This window comes from Halomonas sp. A40-4, assembly GCF_015767635.1.
In the GTDB taxonomy this organism is placed as follows: Bacteria; Pseudomonadota; Gammaproteobacteria; order Pseudomonadales; family Halomonadaceae; genus Vreelandella; species Vreelandella janggokensis.
In genome coordinates this window covers 1,153,804-1,179,586 of sequence record NZ_CP065230.1, presented here as the reverse complement: position 1 = coordinate 1,179,586, position 25,783 = coordinate 1,153,804, and the positions used below count along the sequence as shown (strand labels likewise).

Here is a 25,783-nt window from a genome sequence, read left to right as displayed (position 1 = left end):
TAGTGGGCACTTGCCCTCCCCCCAGCCCCCACGCTAGACATTGGTCTACCCTCCATTGATTTGCCCATGGCGGACGACTAGTGTTCATTAATGTTGACGTTAACATTCGAGAGATATCAGCACTCACCCGCTGTACAAATGTTTGTCTAACGTCAAGTTGCTTTAACGACAAAAGACAATTAAAGGAGAGAATTTGATGGCTAATGAATTGGAAGGAAAAGTAGCCGCCGTTACAGGCGCAGCGTCGGGAATAGGGCTTGCGACGGTAAAGGCGATGATTGCATCAGGCGCTCGCGTCGTACTGGTTGACCGCGACCAGGCCGCACTGAAGGCAATCTGTGAGGAATTGGGCGATGCGGCGATTCCGCTGGTCATGGACTTGCTCGATCCCAAGGACTGCGCAACGCTGCTGTCACAAATCCTGGAGAAAGCCGGCCAACTCGATATCTTCCACGCCAATGCGGGTAGCTATATCGGGGGTGACTTGCTTGACGCTGACCCAGATGCCATTGACCGCATGGTGAGCCTCAATGTCAGCGTCGTGATGAAGAACGTCCAGAACGTCTTGCCACACATGATTGAACGCGGAACAGGCGACATCATGGTGACAAGCTCGGTCGCCGGGCACTTCCCCGTCCATTGGGAGCCGGTCTACGCCTCCTCCAAATGGGCCATGAACAATTTCGTTCAGACCGTGCGGCGCCAAGTCCTGAAACATGGCATCCGGGTGGCTTCGGTGTCACCGGGTCCTGTCAACAGTGCCTTGCTGGCTGACTGGCCAGAAGAAAACCTGCGCAAGGCGAAAGAGTCAGGCAGCATTATTGAGCCAACGGATGTATCTGATGCTGTCATGTACATGCTGACTCGCCCACGCAATGTCACCATTCGTGACATGGTGGTCCTGCCCAGCAATTTCGATATGTAAAGTAAACCTCGGAGAGAGTCATCAGGCGCTAGTAGACATTGGTCTGAGTTCTATTGCTTTGTCATCAGGACTCTTCTAGCTTTTAAATGTTGACGTTAACATTTCAATAAATGTCAGCTTTCTCGCATCATTAAATGCCACAAAAGCAATGCCACAACAAAAACCCTGGAGCCAACCATGAAAATTAATGATATCGCAGCCCCCTTTCGCAAGACGGCCATCGTCGCCGCCAGCGCCGCCGTTTTGACAGCGGGAACCGCAACGGCCGATGAGCATAACCTTAAGATCGGCATGTCTTTTCAGGAACTTAACAACGAATACTTCGTGACCATGCAAAAGGCGCTCGAGAGCGCCGCGGAGAGCATTGGCGCCGAAGTGATCACCACCGATGCCCGCCACGATGTCTCCAAGCAGGTCAGCGATGTCGAGGATATGATCCAGCAAGACATCGATATCCTGCTGCTCAATCCCGCCGACTCGGTCGGTGTTGAAACGGCGGTGCTGGCCGCAGAGGAAGCAGGCGTCACCACCGTTGCCATTGACGCTCAGGCCGAGGGTCCCGTGGACGGCTTCGTGGGGTCAAAGAACTACGACGCCGGTTATAAAGCCTGCGACTACCTGGCCCAGGAACTCGGCGGAGAAGGTCAGGTGGCGCTACTGGATGGCATTCCGGTCGTGCCTATCCTTGAACGCATCGAAGGCTGCAACGATGCGCTTGCGGAATACGATGGCATTGAGGTCGTCGACAAGCAGAATGGTCGCCAGGAGCGTACCCACGCCATGTCCGTGACCGAGAACATGATTCAGGCCAACCCCGAGCTCGACGGCCTGTTCAGCGTCAACGACATCGGCTCCCTGGGGGCCCTGATCGCCATCAACTCCAGCGGCAATGATATCAAACTGGTGAGCGTCGACGGCCACCCCGAAGCCGTTGCCGAGATTCAGAAAGACGACTCGCAGTTCATCGCCACCTCGGCACAATACCCCGCCGACATGGTGCGTGTGGGCCTGGGCCTGGCGCTGGCCAAGCATTGGGGCGCTGAAACCGCACCCGCAGAAATCCCCATCGACGTCGAGCTGATTGACCGAGATAAAGCCGCCGATTTCAGCTGGTAACCCTGATACCACTGACGCTGACAACGTGTGCCGCCGCCAGGCGGCACATGAGGGTATTTCCATGACTCCATTACTTTCCCTGAGGCACATCTCGAAGTCGTTCCCCGGGGTGAAGGCCCTGCAAGATGTGTCGCTCGATCTCCACGCTGGCGAGGTGCATGCCCTGCTTGGCGAGAACGGGGCTGGCAAGTCGACGCTGATGAAGATTCTCTGCGGCATCTACCGTCAAGATGAGGGAGACATCATCATTGATGGCAAGCGCTGCGAATTTCACGGTTATCAGGATGCGCTCGACTCCGGGATCGGCATTATCTTCCAAGAGTTCAGTCTGATCCCCGACCTGGACGCCGTCGACAATATTTTCCTGGGACGTGAAAAACGCAACCGACTAGGGCTACGTGACCGACGTGGCATGGTCGCCGAAGCTCAGCGCCTGTTCGAGCGCCTCAAGGTGAGTATCCCCCTGGACTGCCCTATCGTGGAGCTGAGCGTCGCCGACCAGCAGTTTATCGAAATTGCCAAAGCACTATCGCTGGATGCACGCATCCTGGTGCTTGACGAGCCAACCGCCACCTTGACGCCCAGCGAAGCCGACCACCTGTTCAGCATCATGCGCGAACTGCGCAAGCAAGAGGTCGGCATGGTGTTCATCTCTCACCATATGGAAGAAATCTTCACCATCTGCGATCACGTCACCGTGATGCGTGATGGCGAAAAGGTCTATGACGGTGACACCGCCTCGACCACCCCCGATGACCTGATCGAGAAGATGGTCGGACGGCGTGTGGACAACCTGTTCCCCGAATACCGGTGCGATGCCGACCACGCTGACGTGGTGCTGGACATTGAGTCGCTGCGCCTCGACCCCGGTGGTCCCGAGTATTCATTGAAACTGCATCGTGGCGAGATCCTTGGCTTCGCTGGCCTGGTAGGCTCCGGTCGCACGGAACTGGCCATGGGACTTATCGGTGCGACACGTCCCGCACATGCCAAGGTCACTATGGAAGGCAAGCCGATCAAGCTCCGCCACCCGGCAACCGCCCTTGAGCAGGGAATCGGGTTACTACCAGAAAGCCGCAAGACCCAAGGACTGGTCCTGCCATTTTCTTGCCGCGATAACATCTCCCTGAATAACCTGGCGCAATTCCAGGGCGCCTTACCTTTTATCAAACGCCGTCAGGAATCAAGTACTGCCGCCGACCTGATGAACTCGGTGCGGGTGAAAGCACCTAGCCCCGAAACGCCGGTCGACAACCTTAGTGGTGGCAATCAGCAAAAAGTGGTCATCGCCCGCTGGCTGGGACACCAGTGCAAGGTATTGATCTTCGACGAACCTACCCGCGGCATCGATGTTGGCGCCAAGTCGGAAATCTATGCCTTGATGAAGGAGCTCACCGCACAGGGCGTGTCGATCATCATGATCTCCTCAGAACTACCCGAAGTGCTCGGCTTGTGTGACCGCGTCGCGGTCTTCTATCAAGGCCGGATAGCCGCCGAACTCGAAGGCGAACATCTCAGCTCACAATCTATCATGCACCATGCTACTGGGGGACTCAGCGCATGAACCAGCTTGCATCTACTCCCGGCTCCGCCCGTCAGTCACTCAAGATGCGACTGGCTCGCTGGCGCCGCACGCCAGTCTTCTACCCGTTGATCGGTTTCATCGTCGTCTTCCTCGCCATGGGATTGATCAATGACAACTTCCTGTCAGGCAGCAATCTGGCCAACCTGGTGCGCCAGTCGTCGATCATCGCGATCATCGCCGTCGGCATGAGCCTGGCCATCCTCACCGGCGGCATCGACCTGTCGGTCGGCCCGGTCATGGCGCTATCAGGAACGCTCATGGCCGGCATGATGGTAGCCGGGTTGCCACCGTCGCTGGCGATCGTGCTCGGGCTCTTGGTAGGTGCCGCTTTCGGGGCCTTCAATGGTGTCTTCGTCGCCTTTGCGGGGATGCCCCCGATCATCGTCACCCTGGCGACCATGGGCATCGCCCGTGGCCTTGGGTTGATCTACACCGGCGGCTATCCGATCTCCGGTCTGCCGGAGGGGTTTGCCTTTTTCGGGCGCGGCAGCGTGGCCGGTATCGAGACGCCGATCCTGATCATGATTGCCGTTTATGCCGTCGGTTATGTACTGCTCAGCCATACATCGACCGGTCGCTACCTGTATGCCATCGGTGGCAACGAGGAAGCGACCCGGCTGTCCGGTATTCGCGTCTCCCGCTACAAACTGCTGGTCTACACCCTGAGCGGTACCACGGCCGCTATCGCCGGGTTGATTCTGACCTCACGGCTCATGAGCGGGCAGCCCAATGCGGGGGTCGGCTTCGAACTCGATGCGATCGCCGCCGTAGTGCTGGGGGGCGCCGCCATCACCGGCGGGCGCGGCATGATCCTGGGTACGTTAGTCGGCGCCATGCTGCTAGGCGTGCTCAATAACGGCCTCAACCTGATGGGCGTGTCGCCCTATCTCCAGACCGTCATCAAGGGCCTGATCATCCTGCTGGCGATCTATATCAGCCGCAAGCGCACGCTGTGAATCCCGACATACGCTTTGGCGAGATTCAGCCCCGCGTCGATAGTCGAGAGTCGAGAAAAGGAGAGCTGCATGGAAACTGTGATCGGTATCGATATTGGCACCCAGAGTACCAAGGCGCTAGTGCTCGATGGCAAGGGCCAGATACTGGCCGAACATAGCCGGGGTTATCGCGTTGACACGCCGCATCCACTCTGGGCTGAACAGTGGGCGGATGTGTGGTGGGAGGCGGTGCTCGACTGCCTTCGCGACTGCCTGGCTGACCCGAGGGTCGACCCCCAGCATGTCAAAGGTCTATGTGTCAGCAGCCTTTACGGCGGTTCGGGTATCCCGGTCGACGCGGATATCCGGCCCGTCTATCCCTGCCTGATATGGATGGACCGTCGGGCTGAGGCTCAGGTGCAGTGGGTGAAGGCGCACGTCGACCTCAGCCGGTTGGGGGATATCACCGGCAACGGCGTGGACAGCTACTACGGGTTCACCAAGATGATGTGGCTCAAGGCCGAACGCCCCGAGGTCTGGGAGCAGACCTGTTATCTGCTGCCGCCCAACAGCTACATCAACTACCGCCTGAGTGGCGAAATCGCTATCGATCACAGCTCAGCCGGTAATATCGGCGGTATCTACGACCTGGAAAAACGCGCCTGGTCCCCCGAAATGCTCGATGCGCTGGGTCTCGATCGAGACAAACTGCCGAACCGGCTGGTGGACTCGGGAGCGACAGTCGGCGGCCTGGTGCCATCGCTGGCCGAATCGCTAGGGCTGCAAGCCGGTATCCCCGTGGTCGCCGGAGGCGTCGATGCGGCGATGGCCACGCTGGCGGCAGGGGCGACCCGTCCAGGCAACCACGTCGCCATGATAGGGACCAGCATGTGCTGGGGGGTGATCAATCGGCGCGTCGATGCCCGGCAGGGGCTCATCAGCATGCCGCATGTGCTGAACGGCGACCAGGACCTTTACACCTTCGGCGGGGCCCTGACCGCAGGTGCTTCCGTCAGCTGGTACGTCGATACCTTCTGTGGTGAGGACAAGGCCGCCGCCGGTGAGAGCGGGAGTGCCTTTGAACGTCTCGAGCCGCCAGCGCGCGAACTACCCCCGGGGGCCAATGGCCTGCTCTTCCTGCCCTACTTGATGGGCGAGCGCAGCCCCGTATGGGATGCCCATGCCAGCGCCGGTTTCATCGGGCTCAGCCTTTATCACCAACGCCATCATCTCTACCGAGCCGTGCTGGAAGGCGTGACCTTCGCGCTACGGCACAACATCGAAGCAGGCTCCCAACAGGGAGTAACCCTCGACGACCACCTGATCGTGGTCGGCGGTGCCACTCAGTCGGATCTATGGATGCAAATCATCGCCGACGTGACCCGCATGCCCGTCTACACCTACCGGGAGAGCGTTGAGGCCGCCCTGGGGGCTGGCCTGCTGGCCGGTCAGGCTTGTGGTTTGCTCGACCTCGCCCAGCCGCTACAGCATGGCACCCTCGTCGAGCGCGCCACGCCATGCGAGACGGCGGCGTGTCGATACGATGAACTCTTCACACTTTATTGCCAGCTCTATCCGACGCTCAAGCCGATCATGCATCAGCTCAATACCCGCCACACACAGAGCGAGTGAACGTATTCCATGAATTTCGAACTGCAGAATCAACGCATTCTCGTCACGGGCGCAACCAGCGGTATCGGTCTCGACATTGCCCAGGCCCTCGCTGAGCTGGGCGCCGAATTGGTGCTGTTTGGACGCAACCGAGAGAAGCTCGCTGAACTCAAACAAGCGCTGGGGGCTCACACTCTGGCCGTCGATATTACCGATGAAGCGGCGGTCACCGCGGCCTTCGCTGAAATGCCTGTCATTGATGGCCTGGTCAACTGCGCGGGCGTCTCGATCCTCGACGACGTTCTCGACGTCAAGGCGAAAGACCTTGAGCAAATCATGGCCACCAACGTCACCGCCAGTGCCGTGGTCGCCCGGGAGGCAGCACGTCACATGATTGCGAATGGCCGCCAGGGCAGCATCGTCAATGTCTCCAGTCAGGCGGCCATGGCGGCCCTGCCGGGGCATCTCGGCTACTGCGCGTCCAAGGCGGCCATGGATGCCATGACGCGGGTGCTGTGTCTCGAACTTGGCCCCAAGGGCATTCGCGTCAACAGCGTCAACCCGACAGTGACACTGACCCCCATGGCCGAACGCGCCTGGTCAGACCCCGCCAAGCGCGACCCGATGCTGGCAGCCATTCCCCTGGGGCGCTTTGCCGCTCCTCGTGAAGTGGCGCTGCCGGTTGCCTTCCTGCTCAGCTCGGCGGCCTCAATGATCAGCGGTGCCAGCCTGCCGATAGACGGCGGCTTCACGTCTCACTAATGCCAAGGGGAAACTCCATGACCTATCAGCTCGATGCGCTTCGTCAGCACTCCATGGTGGTCGCCGACACCGGTGACCTGGAGGCCATTCAGCGCTACCAACCGCACGACGCCACGACCAACCCGTCATTGCTGCTCAAGGCCTTTGAGCTACCGGGTTACCAGGCATTAATTGATCAGGAACTTGCTGCCGTCAAAGGCGAGACCCGCGACCAGCAGGCAGAACATGCCGTGGATCGCCTCGCCGTGGCCATGGGCAGCGAGATTGCCAAGCTCATCCCCGGTCGCGTATCCACCGAAGTGGCCGCGAAGCTATCCTTCGACACCGAGGCCAGCATCCGCAAGGCCCACGAGCTGGTGGCGCTCTACGAGAAGCGAGGGGTGGCCAAAGACCGAATATTGATCAAGTTAGCCTCCACCTGGGAGGGCATTCGTGCCGCAGAAGTGCTGGAGAAAGAAGGCATCAACTGCAACCTGACCCTTCTGTTCAGCGATGCGCAGACCCAGGCGTGTTTCGATGCGGGTGTGTTCCTGGTGTCTCCCTTCGTCGGCCGCGTCACCGACTGGTACAAGAAGGAGACCGGGCAAACCTTCACCACCGAAAACGACCCCGGCGTACAGTTCGTGCGTGGCGTCTGCGAGCGGGTCAGTCAAGGCGGTTACGATACCGTGGTGATGGGCGCAAGCTTCCGCACCGCCGACCAGGTGCTGGCACTCGCCGGGTGCCCACGGTTGACCATCTCGCCGGTGTTGCTCGAAGAACTGGCGACGACATCGGGCGACGTGAAGGCCAATGTACTGATGACACGCAATGGCGGCCCACGGCCAACAACGCTCAACGAGCCTGCTTTTCGTTGGGGACACAATCAGGACGCGATGGCCAATGACAAGCTGGCCGAGGGTATCCGCCGTTTCGCCGATGACCAGTCACGCCTTGAAGAGCAGATTGCCCAGCGCTTGGCTGCCCTGTGATATTAAGTTCCCGCGCGACTTACTGGATCAGCGTGGCAGAGATCGTGACCTCACGGCCATCGGTGGTGGGGTCTTTTATTTGCTCGAAGAGCAATCGAAAGGCTTCATGCCCCAATTGGTAGGTGTCGTGCACTGCGCAGGGGATCGATACATCGAAAATATCGGCATAGGGAAGCCTATCGATGCCGACGACGAGCACGTCATCCCGTGATACGTGGGCATCGTGCAGGGCCCGCATCGCCCCCAGCGTGATCAACTGGTTGAAACCGAATACGGCGTCGGGGAGCTTATCCTGGCGAAGATGGGCGGCCATGTCGCGATAGGCAGGCTGTAAGGTATAGTCGCCTGGGCGTTGCTTCAATGACAAAGGAACGCCCGCCTCCTCATAAGCCGCTTTGAGCCCAGCCAGCCGATGCCGTGTGATTTGCGAGCCGCTGGGGCCTGTTAGTGTTAGCACGCGCTCGATGTTCTTCTTTACCAGCCACTCGCCAAGCAATCGTCCGGCCAGGTGGTTGTCCAGTACCACACGGCTGAAGTCCGTCACATCCAGCGTTCGGTCCAGCATCACCACCGGCAAGTTGGCCTTGCGCAGCCGTTCCAGATAATTGGGTCGGTAACTGGCATCGTCAGAAACGGGCGACAGAATGATACCCGCCACCTGATAACTGAGCAGGGTATCGATCGCCACCTCCTCAAGCTCTGGCGAGCCATCGGTGTCGATCAGCATGATGGTGTAGTCATGCTCCTTGGCCGCACGTGAAATTGCCTTGATCACTTCACTGTAAAAAGGGTTATCCACGCTGGCTGTCACCAGCCCAATGAGCCTGTTCTTGCGACTTCGAAGATGGCTTGCGAAGGCATTCGGTACGTAGCCCAGCTCGTTTGCCGCAGCCAGTATTTTCTCACGCGTCTCTGGCCTGACCTTCTCAGGCTTTTTCAATGCACGCGACACCGTCATGTTGGTCATGCCCACATGTTTGGCGATATCGGTGATAGTGACTTGGCTGCGTTTCGTCATTTACGACTCGTATATCAAGACCCCTGGTCGACCGCCTGCTTGACGGCCTTGATTCTGAATCTCCAGTGTAACAGGGATAGTTGATCGCTGGCGCTGGCTCTCAACATCACAATATTTCGAAAGGCGGCTCTTCATCACGGATATATGCCATAGCCACATGAAGCGCCATCCAACCTTCATAGGTAAACATTTCCTGGGGGGCTTCTAAAGGCGAATTCAGATGTGGTCTCAGTTGGCTATCCTCAGCCAGATCATCAACCGACAGGAACTCCCAGCTCTCCTCCGCGCCAACCATCTTTTCTTTAAGCTCATCCAACCCCATTTCTGTTTCCGCAATAAAGAAAAGCTGAGGCTTTCCGCCTCTGATAAGCTCCCTTGAAAACGCTAATGGCGTTAATGAATACTCGCTTTTCAAAAGACCGATTTCGCTATGGATCTCCCTAGCCATGCCATTGATAAAAAATTCAAAATCAATATCAGCGAGGTTAGTGTCATCCATATCCCAGGAGAAAACCCCAGAAGCAGAACAGTGGAATTTACCTTTTCCATCAACCATCACCGCCTGCTCGCTACCCCTAATGGGAATTAAAACATCCTCTCCGCGACTAACAAGCACGACCGCCACGCCCAGCGTATTGGCAAGAACAGAATTTTTCAGCCTTGGAAGCGTGCCTTTCACAGTCTTTTCGATATCATTTCTTAATGTATATGATGCGGTTTCACCTAAAGCCCCAGAGGCCCAGTCTAATGTTAAGTTGGTGCCGACCTGATCGAAGTACGTGGCAGGCTGTATAACGATCTCTCTTTTCTCAACATTCATATCGGCAATCTTGACGGTAACATCATTCTCCCAATCTCCGTCACTTGCTTTCCTGACCTTGCCTATCTCTTTAAAAAGCTCAATCGACTTATCGAAATGGTTTTTTATTCTAACGGGAGGCGTATACTTGGCCTTCAAAAACCTTACTTTAATCTCATTGACATCAACACCAAATTCAAAACCAGCATCCCCCTTCTTTAAGGGAACTGTCTCAACATATGGAGCTTGACAATAGACGACTTCCTTGGCGTTTTCATATGCATTATAAAAAGAAATAATCGCCCCCAAACTCTCTTGTACAAAAGGGCTGGTCGTGTCTTTAGCATCAAAACCTTTCCTTGAAGGCTTGATCTTGCCATTCTCCATCAAGGGGATGTTGACGTTCACGCCAGCAAAACCGATAGAAATATTCTTGTTTTCTTTCAAGAACCTGGCAAAGTAATTTTTAACATTTCCAATGGCTGCTTTCATCGACGCCCCCTTAATGAAACGTATCACATTAAATAAAAAAGCGCTTGGCTTTGCCAGGCGCTTTTTTATTAACTGCATGCACAGACTAGACTAGGATGCCGTGAGCCGACGACGTCGGCGAACCTTGGGCTGCTTGAGCACCATCCGCATACGTTCAGACCAGGGTAATGACGACATCAATGCCTTTCTATCGATGGGCCATGGGGTATGGCTTGAATAAGCGATGAAGTCTTCCTGAAACGGATGGACACATGTTGGGTGCCACGGTTTAACAGCGCCGATAAAGTGTACAATCCGCGGATTGAGAACCGCCGTTTCAAGTGCAGCCAAATGCTTGTGCAGATGCGGATAATGCTTCTTAACCGCCCTGTAGGCGGTTGGCTGAAAATTCCACGACAGCGGCAGCTGATAACAGTCACCCTCCAGCACGTGATTCAGGGCATCCTGGTCGGGATACCGAGCGTTATCTCCATTCTGCTCAAGGTATGCCAGTGCCCTCTCCCCCACATGTCGACTGCGCCATGCCGCCAGGTCGATGAGCATAACCCCTGAATTAAAGTAGTCGTCCGGGTTCTTTCGAGTCGCGCTAATGGACGTATTGCATATATCCATAGCAGCCGCCGCGGAAAGACCGTGAAGCGACAAAGCCCATAAATCGGACAGATCACTGCGAACCAGTACGTCACAGTCAAGATAGATGACGCGTTCGCAATCATCAGGCAGGTATCGATGCATGAGCAGCCGGAGTAAGGCGGCCGTACCAAACCGACCGACCTTGAGGCCCTTTAACGCTTGTACATCGACGTCGATAATGTCGAGTTCTGCACCGCCCGCTTCCACGAACGCATGCAAGCGGTGTCTGGTTTCTTCACCCATGTCCGGCGTCAGCATAAAAAAGCGGATCTGGCCTGGATCGGCTGCATTGTCGATAATCGACGCCATCACCACGGCACCGTACCGCGCATAGGCTTCATCGGCACTCAGAACCACATTCATCGCGTTACCGTCCTGGCATTTTCATTTTTACCGAACATATAAAATGACATCCCTACGCCACCGACAATAACAAAGAAATACATGCCTGAATTAAAAATCACGTAGGACTCAAACAGGTTAATGATAAAGAAAAACACCCACGAGACGAGCAGCCCCACTCCCCAGTGTTTGTGGGGTGTAGTAAGTAATGTCACTGTACCTTTTAAGATCATGGCGGTGAGAAAGGCAATGGCCGCCAGGCCTAATACGCCATACGCCAGGAGCAATTCCAGGTAAGAATTATGAAAATGCCCAAACCTAACTTTTAACCAATCGGGGAAAGGCCCTTCATCAATTAGCGCCTCTCGGCTCTTAGCCCCCCACCCCGTCAGCGGCCTTTCCTGAATCTTGTCCAAGGCGTACGACCAGGTATGCACGCGTATGCCAATACTGGTGAAGGGAACATCCACCATTTTGCCTGCTGCAAGAGCCTCCATCACTTCCTGTTCTTGTAGGAACCGTTTTTCAATAACGGGCGCTACTGTGCTTAGCATAAACGCCACCACGCCAAGCAGAACGACAAATGACAGCAGTAGCTTGGGGCGAGGCCAACCTGGCCGTCTATGCGTAAGTAAACGCAGCAGGCTAAAGACGATCAAACCTAAAAATATCAGCCCCAGCGCCAACCAGACAGCCCGGGTTTGTGTCACGACGACACCCGCAACCCCAAGTACCGTCAAGGCAAATGCGACTCCCCATTCATACTTGGCAGCACTGATACCTATGCATTTGATAAGCCAACCCACCCCCATGATGAGCAACAGGCCAAAGTAAAAGGCAATGTGCTGCGCGTTGGTATAACCGAAATCAACACGGTTACCCGCCAGACCCGCACGCCATGCGTCAACACTTGAGTTCAACGCCAACGAAACAAGAATCCCCGCGATAAAGACCAACAGCAAGTACTTGGCGGCTTTCGCGGACCCCCGAATCCACCAAGCCACGGCAATACATAAAAAAAGCTTGGCTATATGCCGTGCCGCTTTTACCTGACCGTCCGCCACATTGGGAAAGCGGTCAACCGCAAAAAAATAAACGCCTATCTGGAGAACAACAAACGCAAGCAGAAGGAGAAATACCTTATGCCACTTAAATGCGGGGTCAGCTTCTTTAAACCATGCAATGGCAAAACACAGAATGAAAACCGATTCTGCGGAACGAGAAACGTCAAAGTTAATCAGCCATGCAAACGCGTAGATGGTTAACGCAATCCAGCCAACGGCATGATTTTTTGCCAGCCAACCGCTTTGCGTCTCTTTGTTACTGGGCTGCATCTACGATGCTACTCCTGATGTGAGCTGTTCATTCGTTCAGAGGTACCCGTTGGGTCATGCGAACCTCATCAGGTACCATCAGTCGTTTTTTAAAGGGGGCACAGGATACCAGAAATCGTGCTGCAGCCCGCTAATTTCATCGCAACATGGCATATAGCCTAAACACGGTTCCCAGGTTGGCAAGCCCAGTTCTCAATCAGCCAAAGCGGCTCAATCCAGACAGGTTATTCATACACTGAAGGCAACACCACGTTAACCTGCCGGCCGGCTTTCCGGGCCATGGCGTTAATCGCATCTTTCAAGGCGTGGCGGGCGTGGTCATCACCGTGCACCAACCTTACCTCGCGCGGCCAGCGGCGCATGCGCTTGATGAAGTTGAGCAAATCGCGTTGCCCGGCATGGGCGGAGTACCCGCTGATGGTGGTAATCCCCGCACGAATATCAATGCGCTCACCATCGAGCTCGACCCAACCACCCTCCGGCCCGTAACGCTGGATATCCCGCCCTGGCGTGCCCGCCCCCTGGTAGCCCACAAACAGTACCTGATGGCGCGGGTCACCGAGCATTTCTTTCAGGTAATTCACCACACGCCCGCCTGTGCACATACCGCTGGCGGCAATCACTACGGCGGGTCGGCCACTTTCCGCCAGGTAACGAACGGTTTGCTCGTGGGTCGCGTGGTCATCCACCGTGTACACATTCTCGAAACTCAACGGATGCCGCCCCGAGCGCAAACGGCGCTGGGCTTCCGCATCCCAGAAAGGCTTTAACGTGCGGTACACCTGCGTAAAGCGAGCAGCCAGGGGTGAATCCACAATCACCTCCAGCGAGCGCCAGCCGGATTTGGGGGATGCAACATGCACGATGGTTTCCAGCTCGTAGAGCAACTCCTGGGTGCGGCCAATGCTAAACGCCGGGATGATCACCGTTCCCCGGTTAGTCAGCGCTTGCTCGATGGCGGTTTTCAACGCCTGCCCGCGCGCTTGGCGACCCTCATGATTACGGTCGCCGTAGGTGGATTCCAACACCAACACATCCGCCTGATACGGCGACTTAGGCGCAGGCAACAGCGGTGTATGCGGTGCGCCCAAATCACCGGAAAACACCACGCGCTGCTTGTTGCCACGGGCGGTATCGTTCAGCACTACCTCTACGTAGCTGGAGCCCAGAATATGCCCCGCCCGCTTGAGTTTTACCCGCATGGTCAGCGCGTCGTCCTCTACCACCGAGTGCCATTGCCCGTAAGGAATCGGCACCAACTGCATTTGCAACTGGGCCTGGAACTGCTCGATCAACCGCACATTGCGGGTAAAGCCAATCTTCAAGGCATCCTCAATCACCAGCGGGAGCAGCACGGCGGTAGGCTCGGAACACAGAATCGGTCTTTTGTAGCCCGCCGCCAACAAGTACGGTAAACGGCCCACATGGTCGATGTGTACGTGAGTAATCACCAGCGCTTTCACGGTGCTGATATCAAAGCCCACCTCAAGCTGCGCCAGGCTATCCTCTGCGGCATCTTCCCCCTGAAACAATCCGCAATCCACCAGTAGCGAGTGCTCACTGTTGGCCATCAACTGATGACAGCTGCCGGTGACCCCACCCGCCCCACCGTGATGACGAATCTCCGGCCATGTTCCCTGCGCATCCATGCGAATCTCCTTATCTAACAACCGCTAATAAGAAAACTAACACAGCCAAATAAAAATCGCCCAACAAGCCAGCCACCCACAAAACACCTATCATGAGGGTCTATGTAGGAGCTCAACTCGTTGAGCGATCAGCAGTCATCCCGCCACTCAAAACCATCACCAAACAAAGCAAGGTATCGGCGGGTTTGTAGATACCGTCTCTCGATACCAACTGCAAGGGGCTTTATGTCCCTTGCGGCCGATATTCGCTTTGTGACTTCAACACCCCAAAAGCGATGTGTACCAATTTGCGCATAGCCGCCCCCAGCGCCGACAACGTTGGCTTGCCACGGGCTTTGAGTCGTGCAAATTGCTCGCTGATATCAGGATTACATCGGGTCGATACGACGGCGGCCATATAAAGCTTCCGGCGGATGCCGGGCGCCCCTGTCTTGGAAAGGTGGGACCGTAACTTCACCGATGAGCCTGATTCTTTCAGTATTGGCACGAGGCCCAGGAAGGCGGCTGCCTGGCGAGCACTGCGGAAGTCTCGACTGCGTAGCGTAGCCACCAGACGAGCTGATAGGACGTTTCCGATGCCGGGGATACTCTCGAGTAGTTTGCGATCCTGTTTAAGCGGCGGGTGCGCCTCGAAATGGTCAGCGATCGCCTGCTGGAGCCGCTGTACTTCTCGCTCAAGGGCGACCAGCATATAGCTAATGGATTCGCTTGCTTGAGTATCGGTGTTGAATTCAGCCTTCTCCAGGCGGTTACGCTCGCGCTGCAGGTCGTCTTCTACGGCCTCTAACCGGTTGATAAGGCGCTTGAGCTCTCTCACCTCCGTTGGATCTGGTTGCCACGGTTGAGGGTTCCGTTCAATCCCATAACGGGCAAGCATCATGCTGTCTTTGCGGTCAGTCTTGCTGCGGACGCCCATCCCCTTGGCGTGATGGCGCACCTGGGCAGGGTTCAGTACGTACACGGTGACACCAACGTCATGCAGCCAGTAAGCTAAAGGCTCATGGTAAATGCTGGTGGCTTCCAGGTAGACATGCAGGTTGCTGATATCTTCGCCGGTCTGCCTGACAAGCCAGTCGAGCAAACCTGGGTAGTCCTGATGGCGGTTGGGGAATACTTTCGTTTTCACCTTCCCCTTGCTCAAATCGCGCACCCACAGGCAATCAAGTTTCTGTTTGCTAACATCAATGCCGATATATGCCATCTCGTTGTCTCGCCTTGTTCGTACAGCCTCTTTCGTCGTGCGAAGGGCTTTGGATACCGTCCAAATTTACGAGATAAGAAACCAGAAAGGGCCCATCTACGAAGCAGGGTCAATGCCCATCAGGAGCCCAACGGGTTACCCTTCTGGCCAGAGAGAATGGTAGCTAATCATTCCCTCTTGAGAGACACAAGGAGCCCAATTGATTGGGCGATTAGAAATGATCGAGCCCCAAAAACTATCGCCTGGCAAGACTAGCTTTCACAATGACTGGGTGCCGTTGGAATAGCGATCAAAAGCTTATCGGCTCAATGCTTAGCAGGCCTGGCTTCAGCTTCATCAATCATGTGTTGATAATTGGGCAAAAGATCACACACATCGCCGCTGTGGGCGAAACCACTGACACCACGCTTAAGCACCGCGCAGGCACGATGGCTATCAAGACTTCGTTCTGCTTCGCGCAGCTCTTCCAATAACACCAATAATTCCTGATGAGGGAGTATCTCTTCATGGGCACGCAGGATTTTCGGGTGCAACGTTCCGACCACGTTGTCGCCTATCAAAAGCTCCTCATAAAGTTTTTCGCCGGGGCGCAGCCCACTGAAAACGACCTCTATATCGCCATCCGGGTTTTCGGCATCTTTCACCTCAAGGCCGGTAAGCTGAATCATCCGCCTTGCCAGGTCGACAATTTTCACTGAGTCGCCCATATCCAGTACAAACACATCCCCGCCTTCAGCCATGGAGCCCGCCTGTATGACCAACAGGGCCGCCTCAGGAATGGTCATGAAGAAGCGAGTGATATCGGGGTGGGTCACTGTAATCGGCCCGCCCTGCTCGATCTGACGGCGGAAAAGCGGTACCACCGAGCCACTGGAGCCAAGCACGTTGCCAAAGCGCACCATAGAGAAGATCGTTCTATGTTTATCCTTCATCGCATAACGCGTGGCCAGATCCTGCAGTACCAGTTCAGCCATGCGTTTGGTCGCGCCCATTACGTTGGTGGGGCGCACTGCTTTATCGGTAGAGATCAACACACAGCGTTCGACACCCAGCTTAGCGGCGCTTTCTGCAACGGTTTGGGTGCCGCGCACGTTATTACGCACCCCTTCCAGCACGTTGTTTTCGACAATCGGCACATGCTTATAAGCGGCGGCATGGTAAAGGGTCTGCACACCGTAATGGCTAATCACAGCCTCTACGCGATTACGATCGCAGACATTACCCAGCAGCGGAACGATAGGAAACGCCTCGCCCATGTCAATGCGTAGCGCCTCAAGCTCTTGCTCAATGGCGTAAAGGCCAAACTCACTGATTTCAAAAAGAATCACCGCCTTCGGCTTGCCGCGCATTACTTGGCGGCACATTTCGCTGCCGATGGAACCACCCGCACCAGTAACCATCACCACCTTGTTACGAATACTGGCGTTGATCAGCTCCTGCTGAGGTGGCACCGGGTCGCGTCCCAGCAGATCCTCCAGTTCAACCTCTCGCAGCTGGTCGACACTCGCTGTACCCGAAATAATCTCTGGCATGGAGGGCACGGTTTGCACACGAACAGGCAAGTCCGCCAGTTTATCTAGCGCGTGTTTGCGCTGTGCTTTCGTGGCAGTCGGCAAGGCAAGCAGCACCCGTCTAATGCCCAACTGCTCAACAAGCGCCTTGAAACCATCAGGGTTATGCACCTTCACACCCTTGATCGTACTGCTCCAAAGGGCCGAATCGTCATCCAGAAATGCCGCAGTATAAAACTCACGCCCACTGGAGAGCGCCAGGGCCAGTTGGGCACCCGCCCCGCCAGCGCCATAAATGGCCACGGGTTCCTTCTCGGTATAGTGTTTTATTAACCAATGATAATAACTGCGAACAATCAGGCGGGTGCCACCCACATACACCAGGGTAACCAACGCGAAGTTAACCGGCACCGAACGGGGGAACTGTTGCCACTGATAGAAGTAAGCCGCCGCCCACATGAGCACCGCCATCAGCAGCGAGCCCTTAACCACCGCCCAGAGGGCCTGGGGACCCATGAAACGGACCACGGCACGATAGAGGCCCAGCCGGGCAAACACGAAAACACCAGCCGGGGGCACGATAAAAAACAGCCACCAGAAGGGTTCGATATAGCGCTCTGGCCACCATTCAGCAAAACGCAGCGCGTAAGCCGACCACAGCGCCAAGGGCAGCGCCACAAGGTCGGCAGCTACCATGATAAGTCGCTTCTTACCCCGGCTGAGCCCGGCAATGGAACGATGTAAGCGTCCTGATTTAGTCATGCGGAATCCTTCCGATCAGGGACCGTCATTGCGATAAAGGTAGCGATTGTAATCCCTAGCCCACCTCAAGAACACCTATGCCTAAAGGGTACCGATGAGCATAGTCCATATTTTCATCAACCATAGGTGGTGATGATGCTTTTCGTTACCACCTTAATTGGCCGCTTGAGCCATCACGTCTTCCAGAACATGGCAGGTTTTCTCTATATTCGACTCGGTTAAAGTGGGGTGGCAGAGAAACATTAAACTGGTTTCCCCCAATTCCCGAGCCACTGGTAACGGTCGTTCAGGTCGCCATCCCGTATCGTCAAACGCTTTTTCCTGATACACCTCAGAACAGGAACCGGAGAAACACGGAACCCCTGCTGCCACAATTTCGTTCTGAATACGGTCGCGATCCCAGCCTTCAGCCAGTTGTTCCGCCTCAACAAACACATAACACTTATAAGCCGCATGGCTGATGTAGTCTGGCATTTCTGGGATATAAAGCCCTGGTAGCCCCTTGGTACACTCCCAGATTGTATTGGCATTATGCTTGCGTGCGGCAGTCCATTCCGGCATACGGCCTAGCTGTATACGCCCAATGACAGCCTGCACTTCCGTCATCCGGAAATTGGTGCCAAAGCTTTCATGTAGCCAACGGAAGCCTGGTGGGTGCTCTCGCTCATAAACTGCTTCCCAGCTCTTGCCATGATCCTTGTAGGACCACATACGGGACCAAAGCTCACGATCATTGGTGGTTACCATGCCACCTTCACCGCCGGTCGTCATGATCTTATCCTGACAGAAAGACCAACAACCCACATGACCGATGGAACCTACTGAGCGGCCCTTGTAGGTGGCACCGTGAGCCTGGGCGCAGTCCTCAATCACGTAAAGGCCCTTCTCGCGTGCAAGCGCCATGATGCCATCCATCTCACAGGGCCAGCCGGCCAGGTGAACGCAAACAATGGCGCGGGTCTTTTCTGTCAGCACTTCCCTAACGGTGGCTGCGGAGATATTCTGGTTATCCCTCTCTACATCGGCAAACACCGGTACGGCCCTGGCCGTCACGATGGACGACACCGAGGCCAAAAAGGTCCGGGACGTAACAATCACTTCATCCCCAGGGCCAATTCCTAGGCCATTCATGGCGAGGTCCAGGGCATTGGTGCCATTGGCCACCGCAATGGCATAGTCAGTCTGGGCGAAGGAGGCAAACTCTTTCTCGAACTCACGACCTTCCTGGCCGGTCCAGTAATTCACTTTGTTGGAAAGTAAAACCTCTGACACCGCATGGGCCTCTTCATTGGTAAACGAAGGCCATGGAGAAAACGGACTATTTAACATGAGAGCTCAATATCCCTGTCAGTGTTTAGTGCGCGTATTGATAATGCTTACAACGCGCTCAAAAGTTAGGGTGAAAGTGTTTTCGCAGGGTTGCCCATTACCGTTGCACCAGGGGGAACATTACGTGTAACCACCGAACCCATTCCTACGACGGCACCAGTGCCCACTGTTAACAACTGGCGTACCGAAGCACAGGCGCCTACCCATGCTTCACGACCGAGGTTGACGCCGCCCGCCAAGGCCGCATTCGGGCTCACATGAGCGAACTCACCAACAATACAGTCATGCTCGATTACGGCGCCGGTATTTACAATGGCTCCAGCACCTACAACTGCACAGGCATTGACGACGGCATTGCCAAAAACCACGACTCCTTCGCCAAGAGAGGCATGAGAACTAATAACGGCAGAAGGGTGGACAATCGTTGCCAGCTTGGCCCCGGCATCACCAAGGTGCTTTTGCTTCTCCGCACGGATATGATTGCTGCCAATAGCAACGATTACACCGTCAAAGTCGGTTATCCGATCCAGCAACCACGTGGTATCGCCATCAACAGCCCAAGGGCCGTTATTTTTCAGTGTGGGCCAGGCATCATCAAAAAAAGTGACGCTGCCCCAGCCCAACAGTTCAGCAGCATCAGCGACTACTTTGCCATGCCCGCTAGCGCCCAGAACGGCAAGATGCATCAGTCTTTGTTCCCGGTAAACTTGGACATAGTTGCTTCGCCCTCACCGCTCACCCCATCACGGGCCACTACCTTTTTCACCGTGAGAAACAATATCTTCAAATCAAGCAAAAACGTCCGATTATCAACATACCAGACATCCAGCTTGAACTTATCTTCCCAAGAGATAGCGTTCCGACCATTAATCTGTGCCCAGCCCGTAACCCCAGGGCGCACTTCATGTCGGCGGTATTGCGCTTCAGAATACAGCGGCAAATATTCCATCAAAAGCGGACGTGGGCCAACAAGGCTCATATCGCCTTTTAGCACATTCCACAACTCGGGAAGCTCATCCAAACTGGTTGATCGAAGGAACTGGCCGAATGGCGTCATTCGTTGAGCATCCGGTAACGGATTGCCTTGTGAATCGAAAGCGTCCTTCATGGTTCTAAATTTAATCATTTGGAAAGGACGCGCATCCTGACCAGGACGCTTTTGCACAAAAAAGATGGGCTTTCCTAGCCTAGCCCAAATCATCACAGACAACACCAGCAAAATAGGTAGTCCAATCAGCAGTACTAAAGAAGATACCGCAACATCAAATATTCGCTTCAACATACTTTACTCATTACGTGTGGTCACTAAGTAGCTGCTTAACCAGAGCGTCATACTTATGAGCAAGCACGGCGTATTCGTGCTTCTCCATAGCAGCCTGATGCCCATTTCGCCCCATCAACAAACGAGCCTCCTCATCCATATCTCGCAGCTCTTTTGCAGCTTTCGCGATGGCTTGGGCATCTTCCGCAGGGACCGTAATACCTGCCCCATACTCAGCAACGGGATCGAACTGGCCAGAATATGCGTGCAGAATGGGTTTGCCTGAGTAAAGGTAATCAAAAAGTTTGTTTGCCGCTATTCCGTGGTCATAAAGGCTAGAGCGCTTCCAACCGATAAAACAAGCATCACACTGAGCGAGTACTGACTGAACCTGATTTTTTGGAACCGCATCAAGAAATATAATGTTCGTGAGCTCTAGTTCATTGGCACGAGCCTCCAATGACGCTTTACTGCGACCTCGGCCAACCAAAACAAAATAGATACCCGGTTCACCCTTCAAAAATCTGGCCGCCTCGATTAGAGATTCAAGCGCGTTAGCAGCTCCCATTGTACCCGCGTAACAGATGCTGAAACCCTTTGAAGGTATACGCTCGGTTATCGAAGCGGGCAATGGCTCGGCATCGCGAACTTCTTGAAGGGAGAACCCGTTCGGTATCCAAGTAAACCGGTCAACAGGTAAGCCACGTTCTTTCATGTGCTCACCCGCCCCTTGAAGATTTGAAACGGCGTGATCCGCTGTTCGATAAGCGTAATTTTCAATCCACTGAAGAAAGCGGATGAAGGGATGTCGTTTTGAGAATCCCCCGACCTCTTGAAATGTTAACGGCCATATATCCCGTACTTCAAAAATCAGTTTCGCCCCGGTACGCATTGCCAACCATCTTGCACCCAGGTAACCAACTAACGACGGTGAAGAGTAAACCAACACATCCGGCTTCTCGCCTACCCGCTTCTCAAGACGACCTACCTGCCATGCGAAGGTAAACCAGTTCACAATCCTTCTCTTATCATGGGCATGGGCATATTGGCGTGAAGGCAGGCGGATAAAGCGAAAGCCCTCAAACATTTCCTGCTCAGGCGCTGCGGAAGCAACATCCGAATCAGCCATTAAATGGGTCCAACGAGACGAGACCAACGTGACGTTATGCCCAAGCTTCGTCAACTCTCTGGCCAAATCACGATGACGACCGCCAATGCCTGTTGAAGGTAGCGAAGCGTATTGATTGATTATCCATATATTCTTAACCATACCTATACCTAAGTTTTTAAATGCAACGCTACCATTTAATTAACACTAAAAATAAAAATAAATTTCTTTATCAAAACAATAAATGCATTAACATATTATTGAGTTGTAAAAATCAAACAGCTTTTTCTCTTCAACATCCCAATTATAATACTCTTGAATTGCACGTTGACCATTGAGGCCCATTCTTTCTGCTTCTTCCGGATGAATAACAAAATAATCGATAGCTTTAGCAATAGCTTTTGGTTCAAGTGGATCAACGCAAAGACCACATTGGCTACCTTCGATGATTTCCTTCCATAGCGGAAAATTAGAAGCAATAACAGGTAAACCGGCTGCCATGTACTCGAACATTTTAACCGGTAAAGCATCAAGATAATTAATGATTGGATTCAGAGTGACCAATCCAGCAACCGACTCGCTTAGTATTTGCTGTACGCCTTCACGATTAAGCCAGCCGCGAAAATCCACTTTTTGCCAACCGGCTTCGCTTCGCACAACCTTCTCAAAACTGAGTTGGGTGAAATTACCACCCATTGCGAGTTGCACGCCTGTTTCAGTCAGCGCCATGGCTTGTACTATTTCATGAATACCTCGCACACGGCCTAGGCCTCCCACATACGCAACCTGACTCTTCTTTTGTACCCAACCCACCGTGCCGGACGAAAACTCGCCCAACAAAGGGTAGTTGTTGATGTCGACAGATCGCACACCCATAGCCGTAAACTTGTCACGAATGTAGGGGGTGGCTGCAATCACAGCATCCAACTGGCGGCAGGCGTACTTTTCATAAGCCGCAAAGGTATTCGAAAGCAGCCACTTAGCGGGTTTATTGAGGTAGTGCTTGCCGCGAAGCTGCTTGGGTACGTCTTCGTGGGCATCGAAGATGACCGTTTTACCAAGTTTCTTGAGCTTGAGGCCAATGGGAAGTAGCTCAGGATCGTGCAGATGGTAAGCATCCGAATCCAAAGCCAATGCCTTAGCCAGCACACGGCTAGGCGCATTGCGGATGCGGTCCATCCTACCTTTGGAAGCACCGACATCGTAGATAGCAACACCGTTTTTCTCCTCATCGCCAATCCCGTCAGCGACCACAAAAGAGACTGTGTAGCCATTGTTAGCAAGAGAGGTGCACTCTTTTAGAAAAATGCGCGTGTCTATGCGGGGGTGCACGGAGGTTAGGTGGGCGATACTAGATTTAGAGGGCATTATAAATCTCTTTAAGAACTTTTTCCTGCTCTTCCCAGCAGTATTTTTTGCTGGCTTCAAAAACGTTTTCCTGAATGGCAGAATAATCTTGGGCTAGGGAATCCATAATGGCTTGTCGAAAACCTTCGACCGTATTGGATTCAGCAACAATACCAACACTCTCTGTTTCTACCAACCGCTTCATTTCAAAGAGATTTGAAGTTAGTACTGGAAGACCCGACATAAGGTATTCAAATACTTTATTCGGTAAGCAGTAACGATAGCTAAGACAAGAATCTTCTATGAATGAAATCCCATAATCTGCCGAGCTAGTGTAGTTCAAAAGCGCTTCCGGCGTAACTGCTGGGTGGAAGAATATTGTATTATTATCTCTTGCTTGATGTTGAATTAGCTGTTCGAGCGAGCCATAACCCATACAGATCAATACATTTTCATCCGAATCTAGATTAGAGAAAGTTTCTAACAGCAGCTCAATCCCACGACCTTTACTCAGGGCCCCCTGATACAAAAAAATTGTTTGATCGATACGGATATCGAACTTTTCACGGAATAGATTGAGCTTGGGTTGATTATAGTAGGCAGGGCAGTTCAGGACCAAATGAGGTTTAGGAATGTTGTAAAGGTGGGAATATTCGTTGGCTATAGAGTCGCTGACAGTGATTACACTATGAGCAAATTTAATCAAGGAGCCTTCAAGCCACTTTTTGAGCCCTATCGAGAATTTAGCTTGATTAGGGACATCATTTATGGCGAATTCATGAGAATCATAAATCAAAACTATCTTTGGTCGTGTTAACTTACAGAAAACTCCAACAAAAAGACCATTGAGATCATTGCAATGTAGAACATCCGACTTTCTATACAATAAGATGAATCTAATAACAAACTCAATCAACTTGATTATTTGAACAAGTTTATTTTTAGACCAGCCTCTAGACTTCAACTTAATTCGATGAACTCTTACATCACTTACTTTTTCACGTTCTTCGAGAGTTGCTTCATGCAACGCGACAACCTGCACATCATGACCTATTGACAATAGCGTGCTGGATGTTTTCATTACACGACTGTCATTGATAAAACTATTTAATACTAAATTGACTATTTTCATTTAATACCCATTAAGGTACACCAACGCAAGTAATTCACCCAACGCCATACACGTCCATCAAACGCTCTGTTTCCTTCTACCACCTCTTCAAATTCTTTTAAAAGCTCATCTCTTTTTAAAAAAGGTAGCGCAGGTGCTTCATTGATCCACCCCCTAATAACGTCCGCCATATCGAGCAACCAGGCCGACTCGGGCGTTGCAAAACCAATTTTATCTTTTCGATCCAAATGGTCATCAGGCACAATACCACGCATGGCTTCGCGAAAAACATGCTTGGTTACACCCTCATCAGAAATAAGGTAATTCTCAGGCAATGATAGTAAAAATTCTGCAAGTGGTAAGGTTAGGAAAGGAACACGACTTTCTATTGAAAAAGCCATAGAATTGCGGTCGCCATGACGCAATAGCGAAGGTAATCCACGGCCTGTTAACGCATTAAGTAGAGCCTCTTTAACTCGCTTACCCTTGTTCTCTTTTGACAGTGGCGCACGTTTTTCTTGAAATACAACACCTTTACGACGTAGATAGTCCGCATTCAACCAACATGGCCGAAAATCACGTCCCATTTTCTTACGTGCTGTTTCGTAGAGCCAATCAGGTAGCTTAATTCGACCAAGGTATTGCCATGCCAGGGAATAACTACGTCCAGGTGATTTTGCCCAGTGTTTTGCATAACGATGAGCTGCCCCCCATCCTTCTGTCTCTAAAATGCTTAATAAACGATGCCCTGGGTAGCCTGAGTAACCGGCTAATAGTTCGTCAGCACCTTGACCATCAAGAGTAACAGTAACACCAGATTCTTTTGCTAATTTAAATACACGATACTGAGCATAAATACTTGTTCCACCGAAAGGCTCACCTTGCATTAAAAGCATCGAGTCTAGTTCTGCACACATCTCTTCTTGACTAGCAATAACTTTGTGGGGCACAGCCCGCATCTTCTCGTTCAGAAGGTCCACCCATTTTTCTTCTGAGATACGCTCATCACTAGCTATATAGCTAAAGGTTTTGAGGGGAAAGTCCGGCTCAAGGTAACGTACTGCTGAGACAACTGAAGAAGAATCTACCCCCCCCGATAAAGCCACGCCAAATGGCACATCACTTCGCAAGTGAAATCTTACACTATCTAGAAACATTGACCGTAGTTGACTCACTGCATCATCAAAGCTAATTTCACTATCTTCTCTTATATCAGGTTGCCACCAGCATACTAAATTTGAAGAAGTTTTTTCTTTTAGATTATAGGTAAAATAATGGGCAGGTGGTAAATGCTTTATACCTTCTACGAAGCTATCTTCATTAGAATCATAATCACCATGGACTAAGTAGTCGTATGCACGCTGCAAGTTTGGTTTTACCGCATCAGATCTCAGATGAAGTAATGGACTCAACTCTGAAGAAAAAATTAATTCATTATCGTGAAGTGCATAGAAGAAAGGCTTAATGCCAAAAGCATCTCTGACAAGGAACAGTTGTTGATCTTGGTGATCGCAGAAAACAAATGAAAACATACCTATCAAGCGAGGTAAGCACTCAACGCCCCATTCTATCAGAGAATACAGCAAAACTTCTGTATCAGAGCTTGTCAAAAATTCATATCCATAAAGTTTTAGCTCTTCGCCTAATTCTTTATAATTGTATATTTCACCATTGAAGATAATCGAGTATCTACCACATTTAGATCGAAATGGTTGTGAAGCAGAATCACTTAAATCAATAATGGAAAGGCGTGTATGCCCTAGGTATAAAAAATTACCCTTTATTTGATGTTCCACAAATGAACTATGATCTGGTCCTCTATGATGAATCAAAGCCAAGGCATCATTAACTAAAACAGCATTTTTTTGCTCTTTAAAAAAACCGCCCAAAAAACCACACATTAAATATACTCACTAAAAAATATTTAAGAATAAAAACAACCAAACCTGAGAACAACTAAAACAAAAACTTTCACCACGCT

21 protein-coding genes are annotated in these 25,783 nt (G+C 52.8%); 7 read left to right on the top strand and 14 right to left on the bottom strand.

All coding sequences use genetic code 11. From position 1 onward, the window contains the following. The first annotated feature begins 196 nt into the window (after nucleotides 1-196). From IT895_RS05535 to tal, 7 genes are all read left to right on the top strand, one after another. Entirely contained in the window at nucleotides 197-925 is a 729-nt protein-coding gene (locus IT895_RS05535) for an SDR family oxidoreductase (protein WP_199284956.1), read from the top strand. 177 nt (nucleotides 926-1,102) lie between these two features. Beyond that, the gene (locus tag IT895_RS05530) at nucleotides 1,103-2,041 is read left to right on the top strand and encodes an ABC transporter substrate-binding protein (RefSeq protein WP_085918923.1); all 939 of its coding nucleotides are present in this window, start codon (nucleotides 1,103-1,105) and stop codon (nucleotides 2,039-2,041) included. A gap of 61 nt (nucleotides 2,042-2,102) precedes the next feature. After that, nucleotides 2,103-3,605, top strand: coding sequence for a sugar ABC transporter ATP-binding protein (locus tag IT895_RS05525; RefSeq protein ID WP_199284955.1), 1,503 nt, complete (start codon nucleotides 2,103-2,105; stop codon nucleotides 3,603-3,605). Beyond that, nucleotides 3,602-4,582, top strand: coding sequence for an ABC transporter permease (locus IT895_RS05520; RefSeq protein ID WP_199284954.1), 981 nt, complete (start codon nucleotides 3,602-3,604; stop codon nucleotides 4,580-4,582). The genes IT895_RS05525 and IT895_RS05520 overlap by 4 nt, the downstream gene beginning before the upstream one ends. 69 nt (nucleotides 4,583-4,651) lie before the next feature. After that, nucleotides 4,652-6,193 (top strand): FGGY-family carbohydrate kinase, encoded by a 1,542-nt coding sequence (locus tag IT895_RS05515; protein WP_199284953.1) that lies wholly within the window; start codon nucleotides 4,652-4,654, stop codon nucleotides 6,191-6,193. Between the two features lie 9 nt (nucleotides 6,194-6,202). Continuing rightward, the gene (locus IT895_RS05510) at nucleotides 6,203-6,934 is read left to right on the top strand and encodes an SDR family oxidoreductase (RefSeq protein ID WP_199284952.1); all 732 of its coding nucleotides are present in this window, start codon (nucleotides 6,203-6,205) and stop codon (nucleotides 6,932-6,934) included. Between the two features lie 17 nt (nucleotides 6,935-6,951). Beyond that, the gene (gene tal / locus IT895_RS05505; protein WP_199284951.1) at nucleotides 6,952-7,905 is read left to right on the top strand and encodes a transaldolase; all 954 of its coding nucleotides are present in this window, start codon (nucleotides 6,952-6,954) and stop codon (nucleotides 7,903-7,905) included. Between the two features lie 19 nt (nucleotides 7,906-7,924). On the opposite strand, the gene IT895_RS05500 is transcribed toward tal, so the two are convergent. The 14 genes from IT895_RS05500 to asnB form a co-directional block, all read right to left on the bottom strand. Then, entirely contained in the window at nucleotides 7,925-8,923 is a 999-nt protein-coding gene (locus IT895_RS05500) for a LacI family DNA-binding transcriptional regulator (protein WP_199284950.1), read from the bottom strand. Nucleotides 8,924-9,029: 106 nt separating this feature from the next. Next, nucleotides 9,030-10,214 carry a hypothetical protein gene (locus tag IT895_RS05495; RefSeq protein WP_199284949.1) on the bottom strand — a complete coding sequence of 395 codons (1,185 nt, stop codon included), beginning with the start codon at nucleotides 10,212-10,214 and terminating at the stop codon, nucleotides 9,030-9,032. Between the two features lie 90 nt (nucleotides 10,215-10,304). Continuing rightward, on the bottom strand, nucleotides 10,305-11,210 hold the full coding sequence (locus tag IT895_RS05490) for a glycosyltransferase family 8 protein (protein WP_199284948.1): 906 nt from the start codon (nucleotides 11,208-11,210) through the stop codon (nucleotides 10,305-10,307). After that, on the bottom strand, nucleotides 11,207-12,523 hold the full coding sequence (locus IT895_RS05485) for an O-antigen ligase family protein (RefSeq protein ID WP_199284947.1): 1,317 nt from the start codon (nucleotides 12,521-12,523) through the stop codon (nucleotides 11,207-11,209). The genes IT895_RS05490 and IT895_RS05485 overlap by 4 nt, the downstream gene beginning before the upstream one ends. Before the next feature lie 224 nt (nucleotides 12,524-12,747). After that, a complete protein-coding gene (locus tag IT895_RS05480) occupies nucleotides 12,748-14,172 on the bottom strand; it encodes an MBL fold metallo-hydrolase RNA specificity domain-containing protein (protein WP_199284946.1) in 1,425 nt (474 codons plus the stop codon). Between the two features lie 223 nt (nucleotides 14,173-14,395). Next, complete coding sequence (locus IT895_RS05475) at nucleotides 14,396-15,373, bottom strand: IS110 family transposase (protein WP_199284945.1); 978 nt, start codon at nucleotides 15,371-15,373, stop codon at nucleotides 14,396-14,398. A gap of 305 nt (nucleotides 15,374-15,678) precedes the next feature. Beyond that, nucleotides 15,679-17,646 (bottom strand): polysaccharide biosynthesis protein, encoded by a 1,968-nt coding sequence (locus IT895_RS05470; RefSeq protein ID WP_199284944.1) that lies wholly within the window; start codon nucleotides 17,644-17,646, stop codon nucleotides 15,679-15,681. 153 nt (nucleotides 17,647-17,799) lie between these two features. Then, entirely contained in the window at nucleotides 17,800-18,975 is a 1,176-nt protein-coding gene (locus tag IT895_RS05465) for a DegT/DnrJ/EryC1/StrS family aminotransferase (protein WP_199284943.1), read from the bottom strand. A gap of 65 nt (nucleotides 18,976-19,040) precedes the next feature. Then, nucleotides 19,041-19,661 carry an acetyltransferase gene (locus IT895_RS05460; RefSeq protein WP_233337379.1) on the bottom strand — a complete coding sequence of 207 codons (621 nt, stop codon included), beginning with the start codon at nucleotides 19,659-19,661 and terminating at the stop codon, nucleotides 19,041-19,043. Beyond that, complete coding sequence (locus IT895_RS05455) at nucleotides 19,661-20,257, bottom strand: sugar transferase (protein ID WP_199284942.1); 597 nt, start codon at nucleotides 20,255-20,257, stop codon at nucleotides 19,661-19,663. The genes IT895_RS05460 and IT895_RS05455 overlap by 1 nt, the downstream gene beginning before the upstream one ends. Before the next feature lie 10 nt (nucleotides 20,258-20,267). Then, a complete protein-coding gene (locus IT895_RS05450) occupies nucleotides 20,268-21,506 on the bottom strand; it encodes a glycosyltransferase family 4 protein (RefSeq protein WP_199284941.1) in 1,239 nt (412 codons plus the stop codon). Between the two features lie 87 nt (nucleotides 21,507-21,593). Beyond that, a complete protein-coding gene (locus tag IT895_RS05445; RefSeq protein WP_199284940.1) occupies nucleotides 21,594-22,712 on the bottom strand; it encodes a glycosyltransferase family 4 protein in 1,119 nt (372 codons plus the stop codon). After that, the gene (locus tag IT895_RS05440; RefSeq protein ID WP_199284939.1) at nucleotides 22,702-23,823 is read right to left on the bottom strand and encodes a glycosyltransferase family 4 protein; all 1,122 of its coding nucleotides are present in this window, start codon (nucleotides 23,821-23,823) and stop codon (nucleotides 22,702-22,704) included. The genes IT895_RS05445 and IT895_RS05440 overlap by 11 nt, the downstream gene beginning before the upstream one ends. Next, nucleotides 23,820-25,703 (bottom strand): asparagine synthase (glutamine-hydrolyzing), encoded by a 1,884-nt coding sequence (gene asnB / locus IT895_RS05435; RefSeq protein ID WP_199284938.1) that lies wholly within the window; start codon nucleotides 25,701-25,703, stop codon nucleotides 23,820-23,822. The genes IT895_RS05440 and asnB overlap by 4 nt, the downstream gene beginning before the upstream one ends. Between the last annotated feature and the right edge of the window lie 80 nt (nucleotides 25,704-25,783).

Coding starts and splice junctions, on each gene's coding strand:
- IT895_RS05535 (WP_199284956.1), top strand. CDS start 197: ATGGCTAATGAATTGGAAGGAAAAGTAGCCGCCGTTACAGGCGCAGCG.
- IT895_RS05530 (WP_085918923.1), top strand. CDS start 1,103: ATGAAAATTAATGATATCGCAGCCCCCTTTCGCAAGACGGCCATCGTC.
- IT895_RS05525 (WP_199284955.1), top strand. CDS start 2,103: ATGACTCCATTACTTTCCCTGAGGCACATCTCGAAGTCGTTCCCCGGG.
- IT895_RS05520 (WP_199284954.1), top strand. CDS start 3,602: ATGAACCAGCTTGCATCTACTCCCGGCTCCGCCCGTCAGTCACTCAAG.
- IT895_RS05515 (WP_199284953.1), top strand. CDS start 4,652: ATGGAAACTGTGATCGGTATCGATATTGGCACCCAGAGTACCAAGGCG.
- IT895_RS05510 (WP_199284952.1), top strand. CDS start 6,203: ATGAATTTCGAACTGCAGAATCAACGCATTCTCGTCACGGGCGCAACC.
- tal (WP_199284951.1), top strand. CDS start 6,952: ATGACCTATCAGCTCGATGCGCTTCGTCAGCACTCCATGGTGGTCGCC.
- IT895_RS05500 (WP_199284950.1), bottom strand. CDS start 8,923: ATGACGAAACGCAGCCAAGTCACTATCACCGATATCGCCAAACATGTG.
- IT895_RS05495 (WP_199284949.1), bottom strand. CDS start 10,214: ATGAAAGCAGCCATTGGAAATGTTAAAAATTACTTTGCCAGGTTCTTG.
- IT895_RS05490 (WP_199284948.1), bottom strand. CDS start 11,210: ATGAATGTGGTTCTGAGTGCCGATGAAGCCTATGCGCGGTACGGTGCC.
- IT895_RS05485 (WP_199284947.1), bottom strand. CDS start 12,523: ATGCAGCCCAGTAACAAAGAGACGCAAAGCGGTTGGCTGGCAAAAAAT.
- IT895_RS05480 (WP_199284946.1), bottom strand. CDS start 14,172: ATGGATGCGCAGGGAACATGGCCGGAGATTCGTCATCACGGTGGGGCG.
- IT895_RS05475 (WP_199284945.1), bottom strand. CDS start 15,373: ATGGCATATATCGGCATTGATGTTAGCAAACAGAAACTTGATTGCCTG.
- IT895_RS05470 (WP_199284944.1), bottom strand. CDS start 17,646: ATGACTAAATCAGGACGCTTACATCGTTCCATTGCCGGGCTCAGCCGG.
- IT895_RS05465 (WP_199284943.1), bottom strand. CDS start 18,975: ATGTTAAATAGTCCGTTTTCTCCATGGCCTTCGTTTACCAATGAAGAG.
- IT895_RS05460 (WP_233337379.1), bottom strand. CDS start 19,661: ATGCATCTTGCCGTTCTGGGCGCTAGCGGGCATGGCAAAGTAGTCGCT.
- IT895_RS05455 (WP_199284942.1), bottom strand. CDS start 20,257: ATGTTGAAGCGAATATTTGATGTTGCGGTATCTTCTTTAGTACTGCTG.
- IT895_RS05450 (WP_199284941.1), bottom strand. CDS start 21,506: ATGGTTAAGAATATATGGATAATCAATCAATACGCTTCGCTACCTTCA.
- IT895_RS05445 (WP_199284940.1), bottom strand. CDS start 22,712: ATGCCCTCTAAATCTAGTATCGCCCACCTAACCTCCGTGCACCCCCGC.
- IT895_RS05440 (WP_199284939.1), bottom strand. CDS start 23,823: ATGAAAATAGTCAATTTAGTATTAAATAGTTTTATCAATGACAGTCGT.
- asnB (WP_199284938.1), bottom strand. CDS start 25,703: ATGTGTGGTTTTTTGGGCGGTTTTTTTAAAGAGCAAAAAAATGCTGTT.